This window comes from Opitutaceae bacterium, assembly GCA_041395105.1.
Lineage (GTDB): Bacteria > Verrucomicrobiota > Verrucomicrobiia > Opitutales > Opitutaceae > B12-G4.
On record JAWLBB010000003.1, the window covers coordinates 439,453 to 456,558 of the forward strand.

14 protein-coding genes and 3 pseudogenes are annotated in these 17,106 nt (G+C 59.9%); 12 read left to right on the forward strand and 5 right to left on the reverse strand.

Features of this window, described 5'->3' with window-relative positions; genetic code table 11:
- The first annotated feature begins 189 nt into the window (after positions 1 to 189).
- Positions 190 to 1,224, forward strand: coding sequence for a class II fructose-bisphosphate aldolase (gene fbaA, locus R3F07_13435; protein MEZ5277379.1), 1,035 nt, complete (start codon positions 190 to 192; stop codon positions 1,222 to 1,224).
- Positions 1,225 to 1,411: 187 nt separating this feature from the next.
- Complete coding sequence (locus R3F07_13440) at positions 1,412 to 2,302, forward strand: CehA/McbA family metallohydrolase (protein ID MEZ5277380.1); 891 nt, start codon at positions 1,412 to 1,414, stop codon at positions 2,300 to 2,302.
- Between the two features lie 22 nt (positions 2,303 to 2,324).
- Here the strand turns inward: R3F07_13440 and R3F07_13445 are convergent, their stop codons facing one another.
- On the reverse strand, positions 2,325 to 2,897 hold the full coding sequence (locus R3F07_13445) for a hypothetical protein (protein ID MEZ5277381.1): 573 nt from the start codon (positions 2,895 to 2,897) through the stop codon (positions 2,325 to 2,327).
- A gap of 277 nt (positions 2,898 to 3,174) precedes the next feature.
- Here R3F07_13445 and R3F07_13450 point away from each other — a divergent pair.
- Positions 3,175 to 3,862: pseudogene (locus R3F07_13450) on the forward strand (carbonic anhydrase).
- 645 nt (positions 3,863 to 4,507) lie between these two features.
- Here R3F07_13450 and R3F07_13455 read toward each other — a convergent pair.
- Both R3F07_13455 and R3F07_13460 read right to left on the reverse strand, forming a co-directional pair.
- A complete protein-coding gene (locus tag R3F07_13455; protein ID MEZ5277382.1) occupies positions 4,508 to 6,196 on the reverse strand; it encodes a glutamine--tRNA ligase/YqeY domain fusion protein in 1,689 nt (562 codons plus the stop codon).
- Between the two features lie 9 nt (positions 6,197 to 6,205).
- Positions 6,206 to 7,522, reverse strand: a complete 1,317-nt coding sequence (locus tag R3F07_13460) for a glutamate--tRNA ligase family protein (protein MEZ5277383.1) — start codon at positions 7,520 to 7,522, stop codon at positions 6,206 to 6,208.
- 76 nt (positions 7,523 to 7,598) lie between these two features.
- Between R3F07_13460 and R3F07_13465 the strand changes: the two genes are divergently transcribed.
- Complete coding sequence (locus tag R3F07_13465) at positions 7,599 to 8,375, forward strand: M14 family metallocarboxypeptidase (protein ID MEZ5277384.1); 777 nt, start codon at positions 7,599 to 7,601, stop codon at positions 8,373 to 8,375.
- On the opposite strand, the gene R3F07_13470 is transcribed toward R3F07_13465, so the two are convergent.
- Positions 8,323 to 9,090 carry an RNA pseudouridine synthase gene (locus tag R3F07_13470; GenBank protein MEZ5277385.1) on the reverse strand — a complete coding sequence of 256 codons (768 nt, stop codon included), beginning with the start codon at positions 9,088 to 9,090 and terminating at the stop codon, positions 8,323 to 8,325. The genes R3F07_13465 and R3F07_13470 overlap by 53 nt on opposite strands.
- Positions 9,091 to 9,549: 459 nt before the next feature.
- Between R3F07_13470 and R3F07_13475 the strand changes: the two genes are divergently transcribed.
- The 3 genes from R3F07_13475 to R3F07_13485 all read left to right on the forward strand — a co-directional run bounded on the left by R3F07_13475 (position 9,550) and on the right by R3F07_13485 (position 11,125).
- Complete coding sequence (locus R3F07_13475) at positions 9,550 to 9,918, forward strand: HPF/RaiA family ribosome-associated protein (GenBank protein MEZ5277386.1); 369 nt, start codon at positions 9,550 to 9,552, stop codon at positions 9,916 to 9,918.
- 139 nt (positions 9,919 to 10,057) lie between these two features.
- Complete coding sequence (locus tag R3F07_13480) at positions 10,058 to 10,495, forward strand: hypothetical protein (GenBank protein ID MEZ5277387.1); 438 nt, start codon at positions 10,058 to 10,060, stop codon at positions 10,493 to 10,495.
- A 156-nt stretch (positions 10,496 to 10,651) separates the two neighbouring features.
- Positions 10,652 to 11,125, forward strand: coding sequence for a c-type cytochrome (locus R3F07_13485; GenBank protein ID MEZ5277388.1), 474 nt, complete (start codon positions 10,652 to 10,654; stop codon positions 11,123 to 11,125).
- Positions 11,126 to 11,404: 279 nt separating this feature from the next.
- Here the strand turns inward: R3F07_13485 and R3F07_13490 are convergent, their stop codons facing one another.
- Entirely contained in the window at positions 11,405 to 11,953 is a 549-nt protein-coding gene (locus R3F07_13490) for a lipid-binding SYLF domain-containing protein (protein ID MEZ5277389.1), read from the reverse strand.
- A gap of 443 nt (positions 11,954 to 12,396) precedes the next feature.
- Between R3F07_13490 and R3F07_13495 the strand changes: the two genes are divergently transcribed.
- The 5 genes and pseudogenes from R3F07_13495 (at position 12,397) to R3F07_13515 (ending at position 17,057) form a co-directional block, all read left to right on the forward strand.
- Positions 12,397 to 14,775, forward strand: a complete 2,379-nt coding sequence (locus tag R3F07_13495) for a glutamate synthase central domain-containing protein (GenBank protein MEZ5277390.1) — start codon at positions 12,397 to 12,399, stop codon at positions 14,773 to 14,775.
- The gene (locus R3F07_13500; GenBank protein ID MEZ5277391.1) at positions 14,663 to 14,989 is read left to right on the forward strand and encodes a hypothetical protein; all 327 of its coding nucleotides are present in this window, start codon (positions 14,663 to 14,665) and stop codon (positions 14,987 to 14,989) included. Before R3F07_13495 ends, R3F07_13500 begins: the two co-directional genes overlap by 113 nt.
- Positions 14,919 to 15,170 (forward strand): annotated as a pseudogene (locus tag R3F07_13505) (glutamate synthase-related protein). Before R3F07_13500 ends, R3F07_13505 begins: the two are co-directional and overlap by 71 nt.
- A 58-nt stretch (positions 15,171 to 15,228) precedes the next feature.
- Positions 15,229 to 15,944, forward strand: a pseudogene (locus R3F07_13510) (FMN-binding glutamate synthase family protein).
- 72 nt (positions 15,945 to 16,016) lie between these two features.
- Positions 16,017 to 17,057 (forward strand): hypothetical protein, encoded by a 1,041-nt coding sequence (locus R3F07_13515; protein MEZ5277392.1) that lies wholly within the window; start codon positions 16,017 to 16,019, stop codon positions 17,055 to 17,057.
- The last annotated feature ends 49 nt before the right edge of the window (positions 17,058 to 17,106 follow it).

Below are 17,106 nucleotides of genomic sequence, written 5' to 3' on the forward strand. Positions count from 1 at the left end.
GCGCACTGAAGCCTGTTGAAAGAATCCAAAAAAGGCTCAACAATAGACAAACAATGCATAAGCCAATATGGAGGAATGGTCTAATACTATAAGCGGCTGTCCTTCCTATTTGACTTTCCCGGCCGAAATCGGGAGAGCCAAACGCGACGGAACGCTCATCTTTCGCTCAACACCAATACCAAGAATACCATGCCTGTAGCCACACCGAAACAATTTGCCGCCATGATCGACGCTGCCCAGCAGGGCGGCTACGCCTACCCGGCAGTCAACGTGACGTCCATCACCACAATCAACGCCGCCCTCAAGGCGTTTGCCGAATCCAAATCGGATGGCATCATTCAATTCTCCACCGGTGGCGGTCAGTTCGCTTCCGGTCTCGCAGTCAACGATGCCGCGTTCGGCTGCATCGTTCTGGCCGAGGCCGCACACCGACTGGCCGAGAAGTACGACGTCCTGATTGGCCTGCATACCGATCATTGCCAACCCGAGAAGGCCGCCGGTTTCCTCAAGCCCCTGATCGAGGCCACCGCCGCCCGTCGGGCCAAGGGAGAGAACAATCTCTTCCAGATGCACATGCTGGATGCTTCCGGCCTGCCTCTGGCCGAGAACATGAAGATCTCCCAGGAATATCTCAAACTTTGTGCCGATCAGGAGATCATCCTTGAAATCGAAGCCGGCGTGGTCGGAGGCGAGGAAGACGGCGCCGCCGGCAGCGAGGATACCCCCTCCGAAAAGCTCTACACCACTCCGGAAGACATGCTCGCCGTTTACGAGGCCCTCAACGGACGCGGCCGCTACATGTTCGCCGCGACCTTCGGCAATGTCCACGGCGCCTACAAGCCCGGTGCGGTCAAACTCCGTCCCAAGATTCTCAAGCAGGGCCAGGATGCCGTCATCGCCAAGTACGGCAAGGAAGCCGAGTTTGATCTCGTCTTCCACGGGGGTTCCGGGTCCGACTTGAGCGACATTCGGGAAACCCTCGGCTATGGTGTGGTCAAGATGAACATCGATACCGACACCCAGTATGCCTTCACCCGGCCGATCGTCACCCACATCTGCTCGAATATCGAGGGTGTGCTCAAGATCGACGGCGAGGTCGGCAACAAGAAGACCTACGACCCGCGCTCCTACCTGAAGAAAGCCGAGCAGTCGATGGCCAACCGGATGAAGGTGGCCTGTGAGGACCTTCAGTCCGTCGGCAAGACGATCTTCGGCAAGGTCTGACCTCCAGAATCTCCACCGAGTCCATTCATCAAAGCCCCCCGGCCCGCGCGGGGGGCTTTTTCGTTTTCCGATCAAGCTCCACCCAACGGGTTCGCCGGATTACGTCTTGAGTCATCCTGCCCTCCCGGAAAGATCTCAAATCTCAAATCCCAGAATCCAAATATCAAATCTCAGATTTCAAATACCGATGCTTCCCTTCTCCCAACCCGGCACTTTCTGGAAAGGCAATCTACACGGTCACAGCAACCGCTCCGATGGCGGGTTGCCACCGGAGGAGGTGGCCCGGCGCTACCGAGAGGCGGGCTACGACTTCATGGCACTGACCGACCATTTCCTTGCTGCCTACGAGTATCCGATCACCGATACCCGCGCCTTTCGGACTGACGGTTTCACCACGATCATCGGGGCCGAACTCCATTCCGACCAGACGGAATTCGGCGACATGTGGCACCTGCTGGCGGTCGGCCTTCCCGACGATTTCGCTCCTCCCGGCAATGATGAGTCGGCGGCGGCGATGGCCGCTCGCGCCCGTGAAGCCGGAGCCTATGTGGCTGCAGCCCACCCCGCCTGGTACGGACTGACGGAACGCGACCTTGAGGCGCTTGGGCCGGTCGATGCGATCGAAGTCTTCAACGGCGTGGCCGTCGACCACAACGGTCATTCCGACAGTTGGGAACTGACCGATATCGTTCTCGGCCGCGGTCATCGTTATCTGGTCTGTGCCACCGACGACTTCCATGGGACCGCGGGCCGGAACGATTTCCAAAGGGGCTGGGTTCAGGTGAAATGTGATGCCCTCGATCCGGAGCAGCTCCTCGCAGCGCTGAAACTCGGGCATTACTATTCGAGCACCGGGCCTGAGATTCACCATATCGAGCGAACCCCGGAAAACCGACTGAGACTCTCCTGTTCGCCAGCCGACCGGGTTTTCGTGACAGGGAAAGGACCCCGCGCGATCGCCCTGGCCGGCGAAAACCGGACGGAGTTCGAATTCGATCTCAGCCAATTCCGGAGTCCCTATATGCGCCTCACCGTCCGCGGCCCTGATGGCACCTGCGCCTGGACAAATCCGTTCTGAGTGGAAGTCGCCGGGAGTCCCGTCAACCCAGGAAACGGCCCGCGCCCGCGGATTCCAGATCCTGAAGGATGGCGGCCGTCCCTTCGATCAACGCTTCGAGATCCCCTCCGCGCGGCATCGAGAAGCGGGCCTGATGAGACTGCAGGGTCATCTCGATCGCCGATCCGTCGACCCGCAGCTTCAGCCAGGAGCAATCCGCCGAATAATCGAGAAACGGGGCCAGCCGATCCGACTCCTCGATCCGGTCGATCGTTGCTTCCAGATCGATCGCCTGCGGGAAATCAAACACCACCGACTGACACATCAGGCGGAAGATGCCAGTGAATGCCTTCCGCCGGACGAGGTCGGAATCGGTGATGGATCCGACCTCGATCCCGATCCGATAGGCCTTGGGATCATCGGGGTCCTGATCGATCCATAAGGTGACCGTGAAGCCGGGTGTCCGGATGACGGCGGTTCCGTCCTCACAACTGAACGCAAGCGCCTTACGTTTCAAACCCAGGCCGGTGCGAATCTCACGAAAGAGGCGTTCGGCACGCTCCTCGACCTCCGAACTGACCCACTTTCCGGGCGAAGGCCTCAGCCGCCGGACCATGCCGGTCGGGTTCCTGATGCCTGCCCCGGACGAAACCCTGCAAACGCCTGATCCGTCCCCCGTCAAATCCGCAGAGACGGGCCGATAAAAGGGACCATGAGTTGCGGCGGGATCAGTTTCTGGCATTTCAGAATCGAGAATGGCGAAAGCGCCCTTCCCCAGGCAAACCCGGATTCCCTCAATCGCCTGGATCGATCGCCATTTTCAGCTGGCGAATCCTCCCCGTCATGGATTCACTGGGTCATCTCCGCAAGGGACCCGCGTCTCCTGAAAACCAATGATTCCCGCCGAAGAAGCCCTGGAACGTCTGCGCCTCGGAAACCGGCGTTTCGCCGCGAACCTGGGCGGCCATGGCATCCTGACCAATCAGGCCCGACGCGACGAGCTTCTGGCCGGTCAGGAGCCCTTCGCCATCATCCTCGGCTGTTCAGACTCCCGCGTGCCCCTCGAGATCATTTTCGACCAGGGGTTGGGCGATCTCTTTGTCATCCGCGTGGCGGGCAATATCGTGGCCGCCAGCCAGGGTCGGCAGTGTCGAGTTTGCCGTCGAGCAGTGCAAGACTGCACTCATTGTCCTGGGTCATTCGATGTGTGGCGCCGTCACCGCCACACTTGAGGAACTCGAACGTCCGACCGAGAATCGCTCGCAGAATCTCCGGTCGATCGTCGATCGGATCCGACCCTCGGTTGAGACATTGATCGAGACCGATCTTCGAGCCAGACCCGCCGAGCTCCTCCATCATGCCATCCGGGCCAATGTCCGGGTGTCGGCCAATCAGCTGCGACACGGATCGCGGATTCTCGAAGAACTCATTCGCGATGGCCGTCTCACGATCGTCGGCGCCGAATACTCGCTCGAGACCGGACTGGTTGATTTTTCGACGGGGCCGGTTGAGCCGGTTTCGGTTTCCGGACCTTTGATGCGCACTGCCGGCTTGCGCAATGACCGCAGATGGTTTCTTTGAACCGTGATGAAACACCAAAGAGGGAGAATCCGGCAACGCCCGTTCCAAGGTCGAAAAGTCCGACGACCAGTGGCGGAGGGAACTGACCGGCGAACAGTACCGCATTCTTCGAACAGCCGGAACCGAACAACCCTTCGGTCCGGCTTATGAGACCTTTTCCAAAGAGGGTTCCGGGACCTATGTCTGCGCCGGATGCGGTGCCCGGCTCTTCACCTCCGTTCAGAAATTCGATTCCCATTGCGGTTGGCCCTCGTTTTACGATCCGGCCGACGCGGAGAATGTCTGGACGCGTGAGGACAAATCGCTCGGCCGGATCCGGACCGAGGTCCTCTGTGCCATCTGCGATGGACACCTGGGACACGTCTTCAAGGGCGAAGGCTACGAAACCCCGACCGATCTGCGCTACTGCATCAACGGAGTGGCCCTGAAGTTCATTCCGGACGAAGGTCCCTCAGGCTGAAAGCGGGCTGTCTTGAAGCTCTTGCTGCTTCCTTTCGGCATGTCCATGCTTGCGCACCCGCCAGCGACAAGAGCCAGCACCGCAACGAGTATCGTCCGATTCAATTTAATCGGCCTGTTCCGGGGGCGAGCGGGTGGCCTGGAAGGATTTGGTGACTGGCCCGGAGGGACTCCGGCCGATATTCTTCAGGACCTCTCCGAGACCTTCCGGGCGCGACTGTCCTTCAGCGAGACGGTCCGGTTGAAGACCAGATGATCCGGCCGGCTGTCGACCGAGTCCACCGTGAAATAGCCCTTGCGCTCAAACTGGAAAGCTGTGCCGGGCGCAGCTGCCGCCAACCCGGGTTCGACCTTGGCCTGGATGCGGATCAGGGACTTCTGGTTGAGATGCTCGATCCAGGGAATGCCGTCACTGTCATCCAGGATATTCGCTTTGCTGAACAAGGTGTCATAGAGCCGCACCTCCGCATCCAGACCACGGCGCGCACAGACCCAATGTATGGTGCCCTTCACCTTGCGGCCGTCCGGTGAATCGCCTCCCCGCGTAGCCGGGTCGTAGGTGCAGCGGATGCATGTGACCTCGCCGCTCGATGGATCCTTGTCGATTCCGGTGCAGGTGACCAGGTAACCGTAACGCAGCCGCACCTCCCGCCCAACCGACATCCGGTAGAAATTCCTGGGCGCGTTCTCCTGGAAATCCTCACGTTCGATGAAGAGCTCACGGGAAAAAGGAATCTGACGTGAACCGGCCTCGGCATTCGCCGGATGATTGGCCGCCTCGAGCCACTCCTCCTTGTCTTCAGGGTAATTCTCAATGACCAGGCGAACCGGATCGAGCACACCCATGACGCGGTGGGTCGTCTCATTCAGGTCCTGGCGAACATGGTGTTCCAGCAGGGCAAAATCCGTCAGGCTGTTGTACTTGGTAACCCCCACCTCCTCGAGAAAGGAACGGATCGCTTTGGGCGTGTAGCCCCTCCTCCGCATGCCGCGGATCGTCGGCATGCGCGGATCGTCCCATCCACTTACGTGCCCCCCATGGACCAGTTCCCGCAAGTAGCGTTTGCCCGTGACGATGTAGGTGACGTTGAGGCGGGCAAACTCATACTGATGCGACTGAAAAACCCCGGTATTCTCGATACACCAGTCGTAGAGGGGACGATGCACTTCAAACTCGATGCTGCAGAGAGAATGGGTGATCCCTTCAATCGCGTCGGAGATGGCATGGGCGTAGTCATACATCGGATAGATGCACCAGGCATCTCCCGTGCGATGATGGCCGACCTTCTTGATCCGGTAGAGGGCCGGATCGCGCAGGTGGAGATTGGGTGAGGTCATGTCGATCTTCGCCCGGAGGACCTTCGACCCCTCGTCGAATTCACCCGCTTTCATGCGGACGAAAAGATCAAGATTCTCCTCGACCGAGCGGTTCCGGAACGGACTCTCCTTGCCGGGCCTGGAGGGGACGCCGCGGTAGCTCTTCCATGTCTCCTGATCCAGTTCGCAGACATAGGCCTTCCCGTCGCGGATCAGTTGAACGGCCAGCTCATAAAGACGGTCGAAATACCCGGAGGCAAAATAGAGATGCTCGCCCCAGTCAAAACCCATCCAGCGAATGTCCTCGATGATCGACTCCACATACTCGGTTTCCTCCTTTTCCGGGTTGGTGTCATCCATCCGCAGATGACAGCGTCCCCCGAATTCTTCAGCGAAACCGAAGTTGAGACAAAACGCCTTGGCACTGCCGAGATGAAGATAACCGTTCGGTTCGGGAGGGAACCGGGTCACGATCGTCTCATACCGTCCGGCGGCGACATCGGCAGCAATGATCTGCCGGATGAAATTCTGCGGTTTGGGTGTGGTTTCCTCAGTCATAGCGGGCCTTCAGCTACCAACAGTGTTCAAAAAGCGGGAAATGCGCTCGAGACAGCGATCCTTGCCGAGCAAATGAAGCAGGTCGTAGAACCCCGGGCCGCCCGCCACGCCGGACAGCGCGATCCGGGCCACGCCAAAGTAGTCATTCCTTCCATGGCCACCTGACTCAACCAGGCGGTCGATCGCCTCTTCCAGACCGGCCGGGCTGAAATCGTCCTGTATCCGCAGAAGCGCTTCGAGTTCCTTCAGCCGGGCGATCGGCTCCCCTTTTCGCAGAACCTTCTGCATCGCCTTCTCATCCGTCGGATAGTCATCGCTGAAGAAATACCGGGTATAGTCCGGCAATTCACTGAAGACGCGGATCTTTTCCTGACAGACGCGAAGAACGCTGCGCACATAGGACGAATCAAACCCCGCCGCGGTGCCGGCATCGGCCAGCACCTGCTCGCCCCGGTCGGCGAAGTCGGACTCCGACAGGTCGCGGATATAAAGTCCGTTGAGGTGATTCATCTTCCTGTCGTCGAACCGCGCATTCGACTTGTTCACCCCTTCGAGATCGAATCGCTCGATCAATTCCGATCGGCTCATCTTCTCCCGGTCGTCTTTGGGCGACCAACCCAGCAGCACCAGATTGTTGACGACTGCATCGGGGAGGTACCCCAGTTTCTGATAGTCCTCGATCAGGGCACCCTCATCCCGCTTGCTCATTTTCCCGGAGCCATGCTGCTTGAGAATGAGCGGGATATGCGCATAGACCGGAAGATCGGCGCCGAACGCCTTGATCAATTCCGTGTGCTTGCTGGTATTGGAGAGGTGATCCTCGCCCCGAATGACGTGGGTGATTCCCATGGTCAGGTCGTCGACCACGTTGACGAAATGGAAGACAGGCGAGCCGTTGGAACGGATGATGACGAAATCCTTTTCTTCCGTCCTCTCCACCCGGCCCCGAACCGCATCCTCAATGATCTGAGGCTGGCCGGAAATGCGGAAGAAAACCGCTCCGTCCCGGTCGTAGACCCGGCCGGCCGATCTCAGACTCTCGAGATGCTCAAGATAGACCTGGGAACGTTCGCTCTGGAAATAAGGTCCGCGGTCCCCTCCGACGCCGGGACCTTCGTCCCATTCCAATCCCAGCCAGGCCATACCCGAGAGGAGAACCTCAAGTGCCTCCCGTGTATTCCGCTCCTTGTCGGTATCCTCGATCCGCAGAATGAAACTCCCTCCATGCCTGCGGGCATAAAGCCAGTTGAACAGGGCGGTTCGGGCGCTGCCGATGTGGAAGAAGCCGGTCGGGCTGGGTGCAAAACGTACGCGGACTGATGCCATTTACTCTGGGTTGAAATCTGACAATGAAACGGTCAGGAATGAATCAACCCTGAAGCCGTGTCAAAATCCTTCCTCCATGTCCTCACCCGCGACTGAATTCCTCCAGCGACTCCTCCCCGTCGCCGGCGCAGCGGGTTTCCGCCACCGGAGCTACGGCAAGGCCGACGGAACCGACCTCGTCGTTCTCGAGCGATCCGGAAGGGCCGGTGCCCCCCACCTTTATCTTTCAGCGGGTATCCATGGCGACGAGCCGGCCGGCCCGGAAGCCATCTGCCGCCTTCTGGAGCAGCCCCACCACCTTCCCGATTTCCGCTGGACGCTCTTTCCCCTGCTCAATCCCGCCGGATACAACCTTGGGACACGCGAAAACGCGGCGGGCCTCGATCTGAACCGGGACTACCGCAGCCCCCTCGCACCGGAAACCATCGCCCACCGATCCGTCCTGGAGAACCTGGGACCGCTCGATCTGGTGATCGCGCTCCATGAGGACTGGGAATCAAGGGGATTCTACCTCTACGAACTCAATGCAGCCGGATTGGATGGAATGGCGGAGAAGGTTCTCTCGGCTGCCGCATGCGAAGGCCCGATCGATCTGGACAGCGAAATCGATGGTCGTCCAGCCGCCAACGGCGTAGTCCATGCGCCCATCGACCGATTCGACGACCGACAGGATTGGCCCGAACAGATCCTTCTCTTCCGCACCCGGACCCGGCTCTGCTACACTTTTGAAACGCCATCCACCCTGCCCCTCGAGGTCCGGATTCGCCAGCACCTCGCCGCCTGTCGGAGTGCCTTCGACCTTATGGAATCCCGGTCGCATCAACCTCCATCCTCTCCCGACAGAACCCGATGAGGTCGGGCGCGAGCGGCGTCTCGAGGACGAGCGGACCATCCGGAAGGTCGAAGACAATCCGTCGGGCATGGAGGGCGTGCCGGTAATGCGCCAGCACGGCTTCGAGATCGGGCGTCCAACCGTTATCGATGAAGCTCAGGAAGATCGCCGGGGGTACGCCGTAGATCTTGTCACCGACGAGCGGGTGCCCGATCAGTTCTCCGTGGGCGCGGATCTGGTGCTGCCGCCCCGTGTCCATCCGGACCCGGACCAGGGTGAATCCGCCCCCCGTCGCCAGCGGCTCAAAAAGTGTCCGGGCCGCCCGGCCATCGGTTGGCCTCCACCCCTGTTTGGCCACGATGGGGCTGTCCGGATGTCGACCCAGAGGATGGTCCGCCTCACGATTTTCCCTCAACTCCCCGTGGAGGATGGCGATGTATTCCTTGTGGACCATCCGTTTCTCCACCGCCTGCTGAAGCCGGCTGGCCGCTTCACGATTCTTCGCGACAAGAACGACCCCGCTCGTCTCCCGATCGATCCGAAAAACCAGATGTGCGGCTTCCACATCCCGATAGGCGCGGAAGGCGCCGACCAGGCTCGAGGTCGGGCCGTGCTTCGAGGGGTGACAGACCACCAGAGGCGGCTTGTCAAAACAGATCCAATCCGCATTCTCATTCCGTATCCAGGATTCGAATTCGGAGGGAAGGATTTCAAAGCCCCGGGCGGTCGCCGGCATCTAGCGCTCCTCCCCCCAGGGAAGGATGTCTGCCCATCCGTCCCCAGCTGTGGAATTCCATTCACGAGGCGACCGGATCCGGAATTTTACCCGAGAGAGAAGGTCTCCGGACGGGCGCCGCCTCCGGCATCTCTTATCATTGACCATCAATATCTTACCCACGAATACGGAAAATCCCTGACTACGGGACCAGCCAGTCTTCCGGATTCAATTTCAAAAAGCCGATTTCGTCAAGAAGCCGCCCGCTCCCGAATAAAATCGATCGCGATAACGGCGAGAAAGGTTGCATATCCACATCCTCCGGCTTAGCTTCCCATTGACTTGATGAAGGACCTTCCAGCAATCGCGGAACCATCTGTCGCTTTGACGAGTCTCACCCCTTCCAGAACGTGCTGAGCCGCACTTGCAGGGCCGGCGCGTGCCTGTTCATGACCACCAACAACAAAAATGACGCAGATTATGAATAATTCGTCCAGCAACCACGAAGTGATCCTCAAAGGAATCCATCTCGATCTGACCGAGTCCTCAAATCGATCGCCAACGAGAAGGTATCCCGACTGTTCACATGAAGATCGCATCATCAGGATTCGTGTTGAGCTGGAACACGACAAGACCAAGGCCAAAGAGAGGAAGTTTGTCGCGAAGGGACACATTGAGATCCACGGTCCCTCCATGAATGCGTCCGTATCGAGCGGTGATTGTCTGAAATCGCTCGACGAATTGATCGACAAACTCGACCGGATGATCCGCCGCCGATCCCGGCTGCGCCTGAGCAAACGCCGTCATCCACACCGGGTTGAGATCCCGGCGAACCTGCCCAAGGTCTGAAACAGGCCCATTTCCCCTGCCCAGCCGTCCGGTTCCGACCGGGCGGCTTTTTTTTCCGTTCGCCATATCCGGTCGATATTGCAGGTTTTCAGTCGATGACCGGTTGCCAATCCGCAGGATTTCTGCCCACATTTATCCGGTGAAATGCTGCGGAATAATCCCACGCCTCCTGCCGATCGCCTGGATCGCGGTTCTGTGGATCTCGCCGGCCAACGCCCGGCAGGAGCTTTCGCCCACCTACACGGCAACCGTGGTGGAGCGGGAATTCAAGGGGGTTGAGGACATCGAGCCCAAGGAGATGGCCGGAATCTGGCTCCTCCAGTTCCTCCCCGGCAACGCCTTCGTCCTCCTCAAGGACGGAGAGATCATGGTGGATGGCTACTGGACCCTTAAGGATGATCTGTTGACCCTCACCCGGATGACGGGCCCCCTGGTCTGCTCCTGGGATGACGCCGAAAAGGCGACTTACCGGGTGGACATCCAGGGGTTCTCCGTCGCGTTCCGGGCCACCGAGGACGTCTGTGAGGGGCGGGCCGCCGTGCTGACCCGGGGAACCTTCCGAACCGTCCCCCGATAACCGCGGCCGGCCTGCCGGGAACAATCGCAGCGAAAGGTGTCTTTTCGGTGCGAAAATCGCCCTGCGCGATTTGCCGCCCGCCACAATCGGCAATACCTTGCTCTCGGGCCGGTTCGCTGCGGCCCGTCGGACAGCAACCTCAACCATAAACTCGCCATGAAACCTGGAACCCGCACGGTTCTGATCACCTTGGCGGCAGTCGCTCTGGCCCTCGCCTCGTGTCGGCCCTCGCCCAATTCGGGCTACGGTCTCTCGCTGCCTGAAGGGGATATCGATCGCGGCAAGGCCGCCTTTATCAACCTGAAATGCACGGAATGCCACACTGTTAAGGACGTCGCCCTGCCCGGGCCCGAAAAGCCATCCGCGATCATGATGGAACTGGGAGGGGTGGTATTTTCGGTCAAGACCTACGGTGAACTCGTCACCTCGATCATCAACCCGGAGCACATCATCTCCCCGAAATACACCCGGCTGATCGATGCCGAAAACAACGCCGGGTCCGGTCTGTCCATGCCGGATTACAACCAGCGGATGACCGTCGCCCAATTGATTGACCTGGTGGCCTTCCTCCATTCCCGTTACCAGCTCAAACCCGACACCGACTACAGCACCTACCAGATGTACCCGTAGACTGGATGTTTCCAGCCGGGTGGAAGGGTGTCGAACGGGAACGTTCGGACCGGCCGGGGGAAACCGCCGGGAGGTCCAGAACAGGAACAGCCTCGGCCAGGTCGACTCGCGTCAAGTGCGGCAGAAGCGTGATCCGTCCCTGTCCGGATGAACAACCGGACGGCTCCATGCGTCGCCCCTTTCGCCCGAAGCCCGGAGATGACACGGTCGGCCAAAGGGCCGAGCGGACAAGCTTGGCGGTTTTCCTACCCGGAAAACCTTCGGTTTCACCCGCCGCTGCTATTCGTAGGCCTTGAAGCTGAACTTCTGGCCACCGAGGGTCGCTTCATACATGAGACCACCCTTGGCCCGGGTGAACACGGCCATGCCCATTGAATAATCGGCCTTCGTCTGGGAATTCCCCGCCGCCGCCGAGGTTCCCCCGGCCGTGCTGGCAGAAGCATTCGCGCCGGCCGTGATGGCCACCGCCGAGGCCTGTGCACCGAATTCGAAATTGCCGCTGGTGAACGAATCGTAGGCTCGCTGGTCCTCGAAGAAAATCAATTGGCTGTAGGCCTGACCACCGAGCTGGAAACCGATGGTGACCTGGGTCATGGAGGTCACTCCCGTCGACTTGCGTCCCTTGAAAACCCAACCTTTGCCGTGAGCCCCCCCCACACCGATACCCGCCTTTCCGATGGTCGGGAAAATCGCGAATCCGTAATTGCTGGCCAGGAAGGGCTGGACCGCATCCGCTTTCATGAAGTCCTCGAATGCCGCCTTGACCAGATCGGGGTCCTTCTCCTCTCCCTGAACCGAGCCGAAATCGATCACTATCGCGGCGGGCACCTTTTTCGGACAGCCGGACCATCCGAAAGCCAGCAAGGCCAAAACCATCGGAATGCAGACGCGTTTGTACATGCCGCCAGTGCACGGTAGAATCCCGCGGATGACAAGCTGGATCTGCTTGCGCCCCTGGATCCCGGGCGGCCACCCCGCCACCACCCGGCGCCTCCTCGAGCAGGTGCAAATCGTTTGTCGAATGGCATTCTTAAAGCTTCATCCATGCAAATCTGCTTGCGCGCCGCGAACGACCCGCGAACGATTTGTTCCCTTGTATTTTCCAAAGTGATCCTCATCTTTCCCCTTCCCGTCACCCGGGAAGCACCCAGTCTGACAGGCCGAACGGCAGCCTACCACACCTGACGCTCGACCCGGACTCTTGAGTCCACCGGCTCGGCACTCTCCGGGCAAAACAGCCTTTTCCCAGGAAATCCACAGATCCACCGCTTATGTCCGATTCGCAGAAATCTCCCTTAGGATGGCCCCAACCCCAAGGCCTCTGGCATCCCTCCCACGAGAAGGACTCCTGTGGTGTCGGATTCATCGCCCATCTCAAAGGGAAGCGATCGCACGACATCATCGAAAAGACGCTGACGATGAACACCAATATGGATCATCGGGGCGCAAGCGGAGCAGAGCCCGAGACCGGCGACGGCGCGGGTATTTTCGTGCAGATGCCGGACAAGTTCCTCCGCCGGGTCATGGTGGAGCACGAGGTCGATCTCCCTCCGGAAGGCCAATATGGAGCCGGGATCGTCTTCCTCTCCCCACATTCCGGCGAGAGAGAGGCCGCCATGCAGCTCTTCGAGCATATCATCAAGGAGGAGGGTCAGCGCTTTCTCGGCTGGCGCAATGTCCCGGTCAAGAGCTCGATTCTCGGCAAGACCTCCGGGCGTTACGAACCCCTGATGAAGCAGATCTTCATCGGTCGCAATCCCGAGCTGACCCATATCCTCGATTTCGAGCGCGTGCTTTACATCATCCGCAAACGCATGGTCAACGCCGTCCGCACCAATGAGGTTCCGGTGCAGTTCTACGACGTGCACCGCAATGAGCGGAACTCCTTCCCGGGAAGCGAATACTTCTACATCAACGGGCTCTCCGCCCGGACCATGATCTACAAGGGCATGCTCACGCCCTGCCAACTGGAGGAGTATTTCCCCGATCTTCACGATCCGGATTTCGAGTCGGCCCTCGCCCTCATGCACACCCGGTTCTCGACCAACACCTTCCCGAGTTGGCCGCGCGCCCACCCCAACCGGATGATCGCCCACAACGGCGAAATCAATACGGTGATGGGCAATGTGAATTTCATGAAGTCCCGCCAGGCCCTCTGCCGGTCGGCCAGGTTCGGGGACAACATCAGGAAGATCTTTCCCGTCATCAACGAGGACGGATCCGATTCGGCCCGCTTTGACAACGTTCTCGAGTTTCTGCACATGGGCGGCTACGACCTGACCCACGCCATGATGATGATGATCCCCGAACCGTGGGAACGTCACGAGAACATGGACCCGGCCAAGCGGGCTTTCTACGAATTCCATGCCTGCATGATGGAGCCCTGGGACGGTCCGGCCTCGATCACCTTCTCCGACGGCTACCAGATCGGCGCTGTCCTCGACCGCAACGGCCTGCGTCCCAGCCGCTATTACGTGACCGATGACGATCTTGTCATCATGGCCTCCGAAGTCGGTGTCCTGCCCAACCTGGACCCCCTCAGCGTGGTCGAGAAAGGGCGCCTCCAACCCGGCCGGATGTTCCTCGTCGACATGAATGAAGGGCGGATCATTCCCGACCAGGAACTGAAGGAACGCGTCTACTCGGCCCATCCCTACCAGAAGTGGCTCGATGCGAATCGGATCAAGGTAGACGACCTCCCGGAACCGGAGAATGTCCCGGGCGTCACCCCGGACACCATCCGCACCCGGCAACTCGCCTTCGGCTATACCTACGAGGACCTCCGGTTCCTCCTCGGCCCGAGCGCCCAGAGCGGAGTCCAGCCGATCGGTTCGATGGGCAACGACACGCCTCTGGCCATTCTCTCTGACCGGCCGAAGCACCTCTACCAATACTTCAAGCAGATCTTCGCCCAGGTGACCAATCCCGCCCTCGACTGCATCCGGGAGGAACTGGTGACGGCGACCGAAACCTTCATCGGCTCGGAGGGCAACCTGCTCAACCCGGGGCCGAAGAGCTGCCGTATGATCCGCATGGATACGCCGATCATCGACAACCGGACCCTGGCCAAGCTGCGCGAGGTGAAACGGGACGGTTTCAAATCCGCGACGGTCGATGCCCTTTTCCCGGCGGATCAGGACGGAAAGGGTCTCGAGAAGGCTCTGACGAACCTCTTCCGGCGTCATCGACTGGCCAAGGGAAGGAGTCAACATCGTCATCCTGACCGACCGGAACCTCGACCGGGCCAACGCGGCCATGCCCACCCTTCTCGTCATGGCCGGGCTCCGTACCTGGTCAAGAAGGCACCCGGACCCGGGTGTCCATCATCCTCAGACCGGAGAGGCCCGCGATCCATCACTTTGCCGTCCTGCTGGGCTACGGCGGACGCGATCAATCCCTACATGGCCTTCGAATCACTTCACCAGATGATCGAGGACAAGATGCTTGATCTCGACTACGAGAAGGCGGTTTACAACTACCTCAAGGCTTCGGTCAAGGAGTCATGGTCAGACGATGGCCAAGATGGGTATCTCCACGGTGGCGTCCTACCGCGGTGCCCAGATCTTCGAGGCGATCGGCCTCAACACCGACCTGGTCAACACCTACTTCTGCGGAACGGCCGGCCGGGTCGAAGGGGCCGGAATCAATGAAGTCGCCGAAGAATCCCTCCGGCGTCACCGCAAAGGCCTATCCGCCCCGGCATATCGAGGACGACGAAGCGGCTTTGGACCCCGGCGGCATGTATCAGTGGCGCAAGGACGGGGAGGACACCTTTTCAACCCCCAGACCATCCATCTCCTGCAGGAAGCGGTTCGCAGCGCACGACTACGAAGCCTACAAGCAGTATGCGAAACAGGTCAATGACCAGACCCGGAAGATCTACACCCTGCGGGGACTGATGAGTTTCAAGATGAATCGCAAGCCGGTTCCTCTCGAGGAGGTGGAATCGGTCGAGTCGATCACCCGGAGGTTTAAGACCGGGGCGATGTCCTACGGCTCCATTTCCAAGGAGGCCCACGAGACCCTTGCCATCGCGATGAACCGCATCGGCGGCAAATCGAATACCGGCGAAGGCGGCGAGGATCCCGGAGCGCTTCAATCCGATGCCCAACGGCGACAGCAAACGCTCGGCCATCAAACAGGTTGCCTCCGGACGCTTCGGTGTGACCAGTCATTACCTGGTCAACGCCGACGAGCTGCAGATCAAGATATCCCAGGGGGCCAAGCCGGGCGAAGGCGGCGAATTGCCCGGTTCCAAGGTCTACCCATGGGTGGCCAAGGTCCGTCACTCACTCCGGGAGTCGGACTGGTCTCCCTCCCCCTCACCACGACATCTATTCGATCGAGGATCTGGCCGAACTGGTCCACGATCTGAAGAACAAATGTCCACGCACGGGTGAACGTCAAACTGGTGGCTGAAGTCGGAGTCGGCACCATTGCCGCCGGCGTGACCAAGGGCCATGCCGACGTCATCCTCATCTCGGGCCACGACGGCGGGACCGGCGCCTCGCCCACTTCGTCGATCTACAATGCGGGTGCACCGTGGGAACTGGGCCTGGCTGAAACCAACCAGATCCTCCTCCTCAACAATCTGCGCAGCCGGGTTGTTCTCGAGACCGACGGCCAGCTCAAGACCGGCCGCGACGTGGCCATCGCCGCGCTCCTCGGAGCCGAGGAGTATGGTTTCGCAACCGCTCCACTCGTCTCGCTCGGATGCATCATGATGAGGGTCTGCCAGAAAAACACCTGTCCTGTCGGCGTGGCCACCCAGGATCCCCGCCTGCGCAAGAATTTCACCGGAGAGCCGGAGCACGTGGTCAACTTCATGAAGTTCATTGCCACCGACCTGCGCTCCATCATGGCGTCGCTTGGTTTCCGGACGATCAATGAGATGATCGGCCGGGTTGACCAGCTGGAGACCGTTGAGGCAGTCAATCACTGGAAGGCGAAAGGCGTCGACCTGACGACCATCTTCCACAAACCCGATGTCGGGCCGGAAGTCGGACGCTACTGCCAGAAACCGCAGGATCACGGCCTGGCCAAGGCTCTCGACAACACCCATATTCTCAAAATCTGCGAACCGGCTCTCGAGCGCGGCGAAAAAGTCGTGGCCGAACTGCCGATCGTCAATGTGAACCGTGTGGTCGGAACCATTACCGGAAGCGAGGTGACCCGCAGATACGGAGCCAGCGGGCTGCCGGATGACACCATCCAGTTGACCTTCAAAGGAAGCGCCGGTCAGTCCTTCGCGGCTTTCACGCCCCGCGGCATGACCTTCCGACTTGAAGGTGATGCCAATGACTACGTGGGCAAAGGTCTCTCCGGAGCCAAAGTCATTGTTCACCCTCCCAGGGGTTCGAAGTTCAAGCCCGAGGAGAATATCCTGATCGGAAACGTCGCCTTTTATGGAGCAACCTTCGGGACCGCCTTCATCAACGGCATCGCCGGCGAGCGCTTCTGCGTTCGCAATTCGGGCGTGCGGGCGGTAGTTGAGGGCGTCGGTGACCACGGTTGCGAATACATGACCGGCGGTGAGGTGATCGTCCTCGGCGCCACCGGCCGCAACTTCGGCGCCGGCATGTCGGGCGGGGTTGCCTACATCCTGGACCTGAAGGGCGATTTCATCAGCCGGCAACTCAACCAGGACATGGTCAACACCTATGGGCTGATCGAGTGCGAAAACAACGAAATCGCCCGGGTGCGGGAGATGATCGAGAAACATGTCGAGTACACCGGTTCTCCGCGCGGGCATTGGGTTCTCGATCAGTGGACGGAGATCCTGCCGAAGTTCGTCAAGGTCCTGCCGCGCGACTACGAACGGATGCTCGACGCCTTCAGGAAAGTCGAGGAACAGGGCCTTTCCGGAGACGAAGCCGCCATGGCGGCTTTCGAGGCCAACATGAACGATACGGCCCGCGTGGGCGGCAATTGATCAGTCCCCTCGTCTCCTTCACTCACGCCAATTCCAATTCGCTGATTCA